This is a genomic window from Nostoc sp. NMS4 (assembly GCF_017115095.1).
In the GTDB taxonomy this organism is placed as follows: domain Bacteria; phylum Cyanobacteriota; class Cyanobacteriia; order Cyanobacteriales; family Nostocaceae; genus Nostoc.
Genome location: NZ_JABXKI010000026.1, coordinates 1 through 11476, shown reverse-complemented (window position 1 = coordinate 11476; position 11476 = coordinate 1). Strand labels below are relative to the sequence as shown.

Annotated in this window: 5 protein-coding genes; all 5 read left to right on the top strand. The window is 42.8% G+C overall.

The features are described 5' to 3' along the window. On the top strand, positions 1–195 hold a 195-nt coding region (locus HWQ37_RS00515; RefSeq protein ID WP_292742590.1), incomplete at its 5' end, for a response regulator. Positions 196–208: 13 nt separating this feature from the next. Continuing rightward, on the top strand, positions 209–739 hold the full coding sequence (locus tag HWQ37_RS00510) for a chemotaxis protein CheW (RefSeq protein ID WP_292742589.1): 531 nt from the start codon (positions 209–211) through the stop codon (positions 737–739). A 14-nt stretch (positions 740–753) separates the two neighbouring features. Then, complete coding sequence (locus tag HWQ37_RS00505) at positions 754–3693, top strand: methyl-accepting chemotaxis protein (RefSeq protein ID WP_292742588.1); 2940 nt, start codon at positions 754–756, stop codon at positions 3691–3693. Positions 3694–3791: 98 nt separating this feature from the next. Then, positions 3792–9269, top strand: coding sequence for a hybrid sensor histidine kinase/response regulator (locus tag HWQ37_RS00500; RefSeq protein ID WP_292742587.1), 5478 nt, complete (start codon positions 3792–3794; stop codon positions 9267–9269). 213 nt (positions 9270–9482) lie between these two features. Beyond that, on the top strand, positions 9483–11476 hold a 1994-nt coding region (locus HWQ37_RS00495; RefSeq protein ID WP_292742586.1), incomplete at its 3' end, for a prolyl oligopeptidase family serine peptidase.

The following is an 11476-nucleotide window of genomic DNA, read 5'->3' as shown; positions in this document are numbered from 1 at the left end:
ATGAACGGCTACGAAGTTTGTCGGCGGTTAAAATCCGATCCAAAAACCCAAAATGTCCCAGTGGTGATGTGTTCTTCTAAAGGCGAAGAATTCGATCGCTATTGGGGCATGAAGCAAGGTGCAGACGCTTACATAGCCAAACCGTTTCAACCAACCGAGTTGGTAGGAACAGTCAAACAACTGCTGCGAGGATAAGGATAAAAATAACATGGTCAGCAAACCGGACTTTTTAAGTGGCGGCGGTCAAGACCACTTTCGACCAGAATTACAAGTAGAAAGTCCTGAAGGTGAGTTACATTTGAGATTTTACATTCCCTCGCATCAGGAGTTTGCACTACAAGCAACTGGCATCCGGGAGGTAATTGAACTAAGTCCTGATAGAATCACCCCGATTCCTAATGCTTCTCCTTTACTTTTGGGTACTCTAAATTTACGAGGTCGAGTTATTTGGGTGGCCGATTTGGGTCAATTTCTGGGGGAAGCAAGTGCATTAAACACGGATAGAGCTGAAATTTCGGTGATTGCTATTGAAGAGCAAGACACAATAGTGGGTTTAGCAGTAGAGGAAATCGGTGGTATGGACTGGTTAGATGTCCAAAATCTTATGCCACCAACTGGTGTTCCAGATACTATGGCTCCCTTTTTACGTGGTGAGTGGTCATTAGGTGCTAAAAATAATCAGTGTCTACGACTGCTCGATCAAATGGCAATTGTACGGAGTGCTAGGTGGGCAGGATGAAATTGGAGGAGGAAATGGCAGCAAGTATTGATAATTACGAGCCAACATATCAACAGGCGATGACCGCCTATGTTCAAAGGAATTATGAGGTTGCGGCCACTTTAGTTGACCAAGTGGTGCAAAATTTACCAGATGACCCCAATACCCATTTGTTGCGGGGTCACATTTACTATGTTTTACAGCAGTACGATGTCGCAAAAGAAGAATATCAACAGGTATTAGGCTTGACTAACGATGGAGAAATTATTGGTTTTGCCAAGAATGGAATTGACAATATCAATCAATATTTAGAGTCATTTAGTGGGCAGATCGATCCATTAGAAAATCAAGAGGAAATAAATTCCTCAGAGATATCTGATGTACTGGCATGTAGCGAACCAGAATTAGAAGATTTGAGCGCAAATCAGGAATTTGACAGCGAAAACCTTGATTTGAACTTTTTTGGAGAGCATCAAGAAAGTGTAAATGGCGTTGAAGAGATATCTTCAAAAAGTCCATTTGATATACCCACAGAAGATAGTTCTGGGACAGAAAAAATATCAGATTCTTCTACACCTTTTGGTGACGACCCTTTTGCCATCAATGAAGAAGCAGAGGGAGAAGAGTCAAATAAGAACTGGGAGGAGAACACAGAATTAGAGTTACCTGCTTTTTGGCAGGAAGGTGTTTCAGAAGAAATTCTGGAAGAATCATTAGCAAATAGTCAATTCTCAGATAATGAGATAAATTATCCTCACGGAAATTCAAATATTGACAATAATAACTCTTCATCTGCTAATTCACAAACTGGTAATAGCGAGAATAATTTCCCTGATTTGTTGAGCGAGCCAAAGTCTCCAGAGCAGAGTCTGGGAAATTTAGAATATAAAAAATCTCGTTTTGGAGACGAAACTTTATTGATTGTTGCCGAAGACTTGAGAAATGATTCGCCAGCAACAAATAAATTGGAATCCGGCAGTCAAGATAATTTGCCGGAAACTGAAGCACATAGTTGGTTAACAGCTAATAATTTGGAAGTAGAATCAGCTTCAAAACCGAATGTGCCTGAGAATGATTCATCTTTGAATAGCAATTTACCTCGCAAAGAAAAGCAGTTTAAATCGCCTGAATTCATCAGTCAAAATAACTTTGATGGCGATGAAAATTTTGATATGGAAGCATTTGAGTCTGCCTTTGGCTCAGATGGTTTAAACTCTTATGAAGATTCAAGCAATATACTGAATGGACAAAATTCTAAGAGTAATATCGAGTTTTTAGATGACTTTGAGGAATTTGACGATTTAGGCAATATTCCAGGATTTGACCTGATGGAAGGAGATTCTAGCTTCGGTAATGCCGCAATGCATTCTACTCCAGCAGAAGCTAGTGACACTGGTCGCCCGCAAAAGGCGGAGGCTTTTTCAAGCAATTCAGCCGATCGCGAAGAGGAACTGTTTTCAATGACTGGTTCCCATGAAGCCGTTCCAGTCTTTAGCCAAACAGATATCTCGAAACTAGAACCCAATGTCAACATCGAGCAAGGATGGTTAGCACCATTAGAAAATGCCTCCATCGAACGCAAACAATGGCTAATTGCTGGCAGTGTGGGCATTGTATCGGCGCTGGTTGTCGCTACAGTTAGCTTTGTCGCCACCACATTTTCGCCACCCCAACAACGAGAATCAGTCCGAAACACAGGTTGGGCAATGTCACTAGCCGCCGGGATTGCAGGTTTTGCTACCGCAGGTTTCATGGGAAATCTGGCGCTGAAACAAATTCGGCGCACAACTGATGACCTCCAAGCTCAGTTTGAGGCTGTACGTCAAGGAAATCTGAATGCTCAAGCCACAGTATTTTCTGAAGATGAATTAGGGCATTTGTCTACCGGCTTTAATGAAATGGCGCGGGTAATTTTCACAACCACAAGTGAAGCCCAACGCAAAGCTGATGAACAAGAGGAAGCCAAAGAAAACCTGCAACGTCAGGTGATTCGTCTTTTAGATGACGTGGAAGGAGCTGCTAGAGGCGATTTAACAGTCCAAGCGGAAGTGACCGCCGACGTACTGGGAGCCGTAGCCGATGCATTTAACCTGACAATTCAAAACTTGCGGGATATCGTGCAACAGGTAAAAGTGGCGGCGAAGGATGTAACAAAAGGTGCAACCAACTCCGAAACCTTTGCCAGAGCCTTATCTAGTGATGCTTTGCGCCAAGCAGAAGAGTTGGCAGTAACGCTAAATTCTGTGCAGGTGATGACCGACTCGATTCATCGGGTAGCAGAGGCGGCGCGAGAAGCCGAAACCGTCGCCCGCGATGCTAGTACGATCGCTATCAAGGGTGGCGAAGCAGTAGAAAATACCGTTGCAGGGATTTTAGAAATTCGAGAAACCGTTGCCGAAACCACTCGCAAAGTGAAGCGGTTGGCGGAATCTTCCCAAGAAATTTCTAAAATTGTGGCGTTGATTTCGCAAATTGCTTCCAGAACAAACTTGCTGGCACTCAATGCTAGTATTGAGGCGGCAAGAGCCGGAGAAGCGGGACGCGGGTTTGCGATCGTAGCAGATGAAGTGCGCCAGCTAGCAGACAAATCTGCTAAATCCCTGAAAGAAATTGAACAAATTGTGATGCAAATCCAAAGCGAAACAGGCTCTGTAATGACCGCAATGGAAGAAGGCACACAACAAGTAATTAAAGGGACAAAATTGGCAGAAGAAGCCAAGCGATCGCTCGAAAATATTATTCAAGTGGCAAATCGCATTGATATTCTTGTGCGCTCTATTACCAGCGACACTGTGGAACAAACGGAAACTTCCCGCGCCGTGGCTCATGTAATGCAATCAGTAGAACTGACCGCGCAAGAAACTTCCCAAGAAGCACAGCGAGTTTCAGGAGCCTTACAACACTTAGTAGGTGTATCCCGTGACTTGATCGCTTCCGTTGAACGTTTCCGAGTGGAAACTATGGAAACCAGATAAATTGTCATTTGTCCTTTGTCCTTTGTTATTTGCTAATGACCAATGACCAATGACTAATGACTAATAACTAATGACTAATGACTCTTGACTAAAAAACTATGCTGCCGGAACAACAACAGCGGATTTTGGGTTACTTTATTGAAGAAGCCAGGGATCACCTGAATACCATTGAGCAGGGCTTACTAAATTTAGAGGGTACTCTGAACGACCCGGAAATGATCAGTGAGGTCTTCCGGGCGGCTCACTCCATCAAAGGAGGAGCGGCGATGCTTGGATTGACTAGCATCCAGCATACCTCCCACCGTCTGGAAGATTGTTTCAAAATTCTCAAAGATAATCCGGTTCAGATTGACCAAAAGTTAGAGTCTTTATTTCTTGGTGTATCTGATACCCTAAAATCACTGTTAGAGCATTTGAGCGGGCCTTATGGTCTTTCTGAAGATGCGGCTAATACTTTGATGTCAGAAACTGAGCCAGTCTTTCAATGGCTGTATCAGCATCTGGAACTACTTGTAGAACAAGCAAAGAGTGGAGTGTCCAGCAGTTATGAAGCAACGGAACTACACACAACTTCTGTAGAGAATGTCTCTACACTGACAGAAATTTTCATGCGGCGCGATATTCCCGATCTGGCAGAATACACCCATCAGGAATCTCCAGACTCGGTAGCACCCCAAGAGGCGCTAAACGCTCGCGGACTCGCTAACGCTACGCGATCGCCAGTGACCGCGAAAGAAAATAATAACTGGAGTGAGTTTCAAGCCCAAGTGCTGCAAACACTCCGGGAAATGTTGCAATTATTTAAGCAAACTACAACCCCCTCAACTCGGCAAAACCTCCAGCAATGCTGTCACCAGTTAGTCAAACTTGGTGAAACTTGGAATTTGCCGAAATGGTGTGGTTTGTGTCAAGCAGCAGCCAGTGCGATCGGCAATCCCGAAAATACTTATCTGACTTTAGCTAAAATTGTCATTACCGAAATCAAACAAGCTCAAGAATTAGTTCTGCAAGGTAGAGAAGCCGAAATTGCAATTAGTCAGCAACTAGAAGCACTTTTGAGCTTTGCAGAAATTGAGTTATTAGAAATTACGCCTGATTTATTTGATGAACAGTCTGCGGCTTTCACAGAATTAGAGCCATTAGTTCAGACAACTGAAGAACTGAATATAGACAAAGATAGTAGCGATCGCGCAGCGTTAGCAAGTCCACGAGCGTCTGGCTACGCCAACACTGAAGACCTTCAGTTACAAGGAACACCACTAAATGAAAGTAGAAACACTAGTTTTACTTTCACCACACATGACGAAGCACATCCAATCAGTAACAATCTTGACCCCAATGGGCCAGAGGTAGGAATAGCTGAGTTAAATACTCTTGCCGATTTATTTGACGGTGAGACTCCCGAACTAGATGAAAGCTGGCATCAAGAAGAAACTTTAGATATTGTTACTACGGATGACTTTGGAATTGATTTGAGCAGCACTGAGGCTGAAGACGCTCATAACGATTTATCTGACTTACTCTCCTTTAATGAAGATATAAATAACGCGCTGCACCCAACAACTACAGCCAAAACAGAAGATTTATCCCTGTTATTTGGCGACCATTTCCTAGAAAAAGATCATTCAGAACCGCAAAATCAACAAACATCTGCTACGCCTCTAGAGTTAAGCGATATTAATGAATTTGATATAAATTTAGACTCATCTTCTGGTGAAATTTTACAAGAATTGATTGATATTCCTCGTGATACAAACCAGACTACTGGTGAGATTGCCCAAAATAGTGTAGTTGAAGATTTCTTGACACTGGGATTAGATAATGAAGAACTATTGCCAACAGGCGAAGTGACTCAACCAGAAACTGAGCCGTTCGCTAGTGTGGAACTATCTATCAACCAACAAAACAATTTTGATAACTTATTCTTAGAAACTAGAAATGCAAATTGGGTAGAAGAAATTACTCCTAGTGACTACATAGAATTACCCAAGACAACAGACTTGTCTTTGGACAACTTGTTTGCTGAAATGGAAGAACAGATAGAACTACCGACAAGTGAGCCAGAAATCGGTGATTTATTTGATACACCTCCAGCAACGGCACCTGAGTTTTCTCAATCAGAAAACGATCTGAGCAACTTCTGGAATCAGGAAACCACAGAAGAAAAAGACGAATTCGATTCCTTGATTGATCAAAATGTGGAAAAGGCGTTAGATGAAAGTTTGTTTAGTGCGGCGGCTGATGACATTTTTGCTGATAGTCAGCAGTCCATACCTTCTCCTATAGCCAGTTTTGACATAGAAGAAGATTTTGATATCAATTTCCAGGATCAAGAACAGCTAGATTTGATATTATCATCAGATTCGGGAGATAATTTATTTGATGAATTAACATCAAGTAGCTCAACTATTTCCCCTGCAATCAACGATACATCTACGACTGAAACGCTTTTGTTTGCCCAGCATCCAGGGGAAGAGATTCTCAGATCGCAACAACCAGAATCTTTAGATTTTGCTAATCAGCCCGTAGAGATATCTGCTGTTGAATTGGAAGTTAATTCATTAGATTCTTTCGATGAAAATCCGCAACTGCCGTTTGAAAATGTCACGACAAATGACTTGACCTATATTCAGATGGAAACCACAGGATTTTCTGTGGATGAACTATCCGAAACTATCAGCTTTGGGGAAACTTCAGATTCAGGATTGCCAGAATTACAGGCAGGTGATTTATTCAATCCTTTCGATGAAAATCCGCAACTGCCGTTTGAAGATGTCACGACAAATGACTTGACTTATATTCAGATTGAACCCACAGAAAGTTCTGTGGATGAACTATCCGAAACTATCAGCTTTGGGGAAACTTCAGATTCAGCATCACCAGAATTACAGGCAGGTGATTTGTTCGATTCTTTCGATGAAAATCCGCAACTGCCGTTTGAAGATGTCACGACAAATGACTTGACTTATATTCAGATTGAACCCACAGAAAGTTCTGTGGATGAACTATCCGAAACTATCAGCTTTGGGGAAACTTCAGATTCAGCATCACCAGAATTACAGGCAGGTGATTTATTCAATTATTTTGATGAAAATCCGCAACTGCTGTTTGAAGATGTCACGACAAATGATTTGACATATATTCAGATGGAAACCACAGGATTTTCTGTGGATGAACTATCAGAAACTATTAGTTTTGGGGAAACTTCAGATTCAGCCCAGATCAGCTCAGAAGTTTTAGAGACTGAGGAAAATAATTATTTAGAAACTACCCTTGAGTTAACAGAAAATACAGTTGTTGAAAATAATTTATTATTTGCAGAAACAATTGAAGTAGTTGCTCCAGAAGATGAATTTGCAGACTTGGCAGCATTATTAGGAGAAGAAACAGCACCTATACCCAAAACTCACAAGATACCAGAAGTAGATTTTGCAGCCCTGGAAGAATTGCTAAGTACAGATAATAACAGCAATCTACGCCAACCCTTTAAAACTCAACCAGTCTTAGCTAAAAATGTGATTCCATCACCAGTCATAAAAGATGAATTTGGTGACTTGGAGAAGTTGCTGGCAGAAGCGAATCAAACAATATCTCATTCTCCTTTAGTAAAATCCAACACCAGCAAAACTACTGCCCCTTCTACTCGTCGGGCTGCGAGATTTGAAGAAACGATGAAGGTTCCAGTTAAGCAACTGGACGATATGAGTAATTTAGTTGGGGAGTTGGTGGTAAACCGTAATACCTTAGAGCAGGATCATGAACGACTGCGACAGTCATTAGATAACTTGCTGATTCAGGTACAACAACTCTCGGATGTGGGCGCAAGGATGCAGGAGTTGTACGAGCGATCGCTACTGGAAGCGTCTCTGTTAGCTGGACGCAAAAAGAAAGAACCCGGCTTACAAGCCCCTGATTTCAATGCTGATAGGGGTTTTAGCGAATTAGAAATGGATCGTTTTACACCCTTCCATACACTCTCACAGCAGATGATTGAGCGGATTGTGCGAGTCCGTGAGTCGGCTAGTGACATTGATTTTGTTACCGAAGAAACCGAACGAGTCGCAAGGCAGTTCCGCCAAGTAACCACCCAGTTACAAGAGGGATTAACTAGAGCGCGAATGGTGCCTTTTGCTCAAACTATCGATCGCTGGCGGCGAGGAGTGCGCGATAACGCCATCAAGTGTGGCAAACAAGTAGAGTTGCTGATCGAAGGTGGCGATACCTTAATTGACAAGATGATTTTAGATCATCTGACCGATCCGTTAACTCACATGCTGAATAATGCGATCGCTCACGGTATTGAAACGCCAGAAGAACGGCAAGCTGCTGGTAAACCACCTGTAGGAATCATTACTATCCGCGCTTTCCACCAAGGGAACCAAACGATCATATCTGTAGGCGATGATGGCGCAGGTATCGATTCTGCCGCGGTTAAGGCTAAGGCGGTAAAGATTGGCATGATTACAGAAGCGCAAGCAAAAGCTATGTCTCGCCTGGAAGTCTACGATCTGCTGTTCCAGTCTGGTTTTACGATCAAAGACCAAGCCGATGAAATTTCCGGTCGTGGTGTGGGTATGGACGTAGTGCGCTCCGAAATTAGCGAAATTCGAGGTACAGTTAACACCGATTCTGCGATCGGCAAGGGAACCACCTTCACCATTCGTTTACCACTGACTCTGAGTATTTGTAAAGCTCTCTGCTGCGTCTCCGATCGCGCCAGAATCGCCTTCCCAATGGATGGTGTAGAAGATACGCTAGATATACCAGTCAAAAGTATTCAGCACGATGCCAATGGGCAATCGTTTATTTCCTGGCGCGATACAGTGCTACCATTCCGACCTCTGAAGGAACTTTTAACCTTCAATCGCCAAATCAGTCGCGGTAATGTCTATGGCGGTACCAGAGATGATGATATGGTTTCTGTGGTTGTGGTGCGATCGGCAAATACCCTGATTGCTTTACAGATTGACTTGGTGTTAAGCGAACAAGAAATTGTAATTAAGCAATTTGAAGGGCCAGCGCCTAAACCCATTGGTGTCGCTGGTGCTACAGTTCTGGGTGATGGTCGGATTATGCCCATTGCTGACGTGCTAGAAATAATTGATATCTTCCAGGGACGGATTTCTACACAAGCTGGTGGCAATTCTTGGCAACAAAACCTCACTCCCCCAGATACCTCTCCCGCGAAGATTGATCCGACAGTGCTGATTGTCGATGACTCAATTACAGTCCGAGAATTACTATCCCTGACATTTAACAAAGCAGGTTATCGCGTAGAACAGGCGCGTGACGGTCAGGAAGCTTGGGATAAACTCCGCTCCGGTCTGCCTTGCGATATCGTATTTTGCGATATTGAAATGCCCCGTTGCGATGGACTGGAATTACTCTCTCGCATCCAGAAAGACCCTAACCTCAACCACTTACCGATCGCAATGCTCACCTCGCGCGGTGCAGACAAGCACAGACAAATTGCCGCTCAACTCGGTGCTAGTGGCTACTTTACCAAGCCTTATCTCGAAGAAGCTCTACTTGAAGCTGCGGCGCGGATGCTCAAAGGAGAGAAACTCGTTAGCTAAATCAACCGACTGAGATTTTCGGGAAAACTCCACACGCTTCTACCTCCGTGAAAGCTGATACTGGTTTTTTATAGTACAATTGTTCTAGAAATGGAAATAGCACGTATTGGCCCCGTCAGAAGCCGGGGCTTTTTCTTTGAGAAACAATAGAGTCTATACTCCAGTCTTGGGTCTATCTTTATAGTATGTAAAGAAGCACTTTGACCTAAGACTATGCCTTCTTCTAAAAAATCTCTCACTTACCCAACCAGCCATAAGAGCAATCAAGTCGATGACTACCACGGTACTTTAGTTGCAGACCCTTACCGTTGGTTAGAAGATCCTGATTCTGAAGAAACAAGAACTTGGATTGAGGCACAAAATAAAGTTACTTTTGGCTACCTGAGTGAAATTCCTGCTAGGGAAAAAATTAAACAGCGCCTCACCAAACTTTGGGATTATGAAAAATACGGTATTCCTTTTAAAGAAGGCGAATCTCTGCGAGACGGTTCCACCGAACGCTACTTTTATTTCAAAAATGACGGACTGCAAAATCAAAGTGTTCTTTACACCTTGAAAACCCTCGACGATCAACCCGAAGTTTTACTCGATCCCAATAAACTCTCTGAAGATGGCACTGTTGCTCTTTCGGGATTGTCGATTAGCGAGGATGGTAAACTTTTGGCTTATGGTCTATCCTCCTCTGGTTCTGATTGGCAAGAGTGGAAAGTACGCAATGTTGAAACTCGTGAAGACCTCCAAGACCACCTGAAGTGGATTAAATTTTCTGGCGCATCTTGGACACACGATCATCAAGGTTTTTTCTACAGTCGCTACGATGAACCAAATGAAAAAACTCAATTAGAAGATGTCAACTATTATCAAAAGCTCTACTATCATCAATTGGGTAAACCTCAATCAGAAGACATTTTAATTTATCATCGTCCTGACCAAAAGGAATGGGGTTTTAGTGGTGGAGTTACAGAAGATGGACGTTATCTAATAATTTCAATTTGGCTAGGTTCTGACTCTAAAAATTTGGTTTTTTCTAAAGATTTAACTAACCCTAATGCGGAAGTATTAGAACTAATTAACCAATTTGAGGCAGATTACAGCTTTATCGACAATGATGATAGCGTCTTTTATTTTCGTACAGATTTCAATGCACCACGGGGACGAGTTATTGCAATTGACACGAAAAACCCTGCACCAGAAAATTGGCAAGAAATCATTCCCAAATCTGCGGAAACTTTGGAAAGTGTCGGTATACTTAATAATCAGTTTGTTGCTGATTACCTCAAAGATGCTCACAGTCAAATCAAAATTTTTGACCTCAAAGGTGCATTTATTAGAGAGGTAGAACTACCTGGACTTGGTTCAGCAGGTGGCTTTGGTGGTAAGCGTTATGATACTGAAACTTTTTATAGTTTTACCAGCTTTACCATACCAGGCACTATTTATCGCTACGACATGGTGACAGGAAAAAGTGAGGTTTTCCGTCAACCACAGGTAGATTTTAATCCTGATGATTATGAGACAAAACAAGTCTTTTATCACAGCAAAGATGGTACTAGAATCCCAATGTTTATCACTTACAAAAAAGGGATTAAATTAGATGGAAATAACCCTACTTATCTATATGCTTATGGCGGTTTTAATGCTTCAATGACACCTGGCTTTTCTGTTAGTCTATTGGTGTGGATGGAGTTCGGTGGCGTTTATGCTATGCCTAATATTCGTGGCGGTGGAGAATATGGTGAAGAATGGCATCAAGCAGCAGTGAAGGAGAAAAAGCAGAATGTCTTTGATGACTTTATTGGGGCTGCTGAATGGTTGATTGCTAACAAGTATACTAAGACTGAGAAGCTTGCGATCGCAGGTGGTAGTAATGGCGGTTTATTAGTAGGTGCTTGTATAACCCAACGTCCCGATTTGTTTGGTGCAGCTTTACCCGCAGTCGGTGTGATGGATATGTTGCGGTTCCACAAATTTACCATCGGTTGGGCTTGGACTTCCGAATATGGTTCAGCAGATAATTCAGAAGAGTTTCCAGCGCTGTATGCTTATTCGCCACTACACAACATCACACCAAATACAGCTTACCCAGCAACCTTAATTACCACAGCCGATCATGACGATCGCGTTGTCCCTGCTCATAGTTTCAAATTTGCCGCCGCTTTGCAAGAGGCTCACACTGGTGATGCGCCAACGCTAATTAGAATTGAGAC

Excerpts from the sequence above, each read along its gene's own strand:
- HWQ37_RS00510 (WP_292742589.1), top strand. The coding sequence starts at position 209 with ATGGTCAGCAAACCGGACTTTTTAAGTGGCGGCGGTCAAGACCACTTT.
- HWQ37_RS00505 (WP_292742588.1), top strand. The coding sequence starts at position 754 with ATGGCAGCAAGTATTGATAATTACGAGCCAACATATCAACAGGCGATG.
- HWQ37_RS00500 (WP_292742587.1), top strand. The coding sequence starts at position 3,792 with ATGCTGCCGGAACAACAACAGCGGATTTTGGGTTACTTTATTGAAGAA.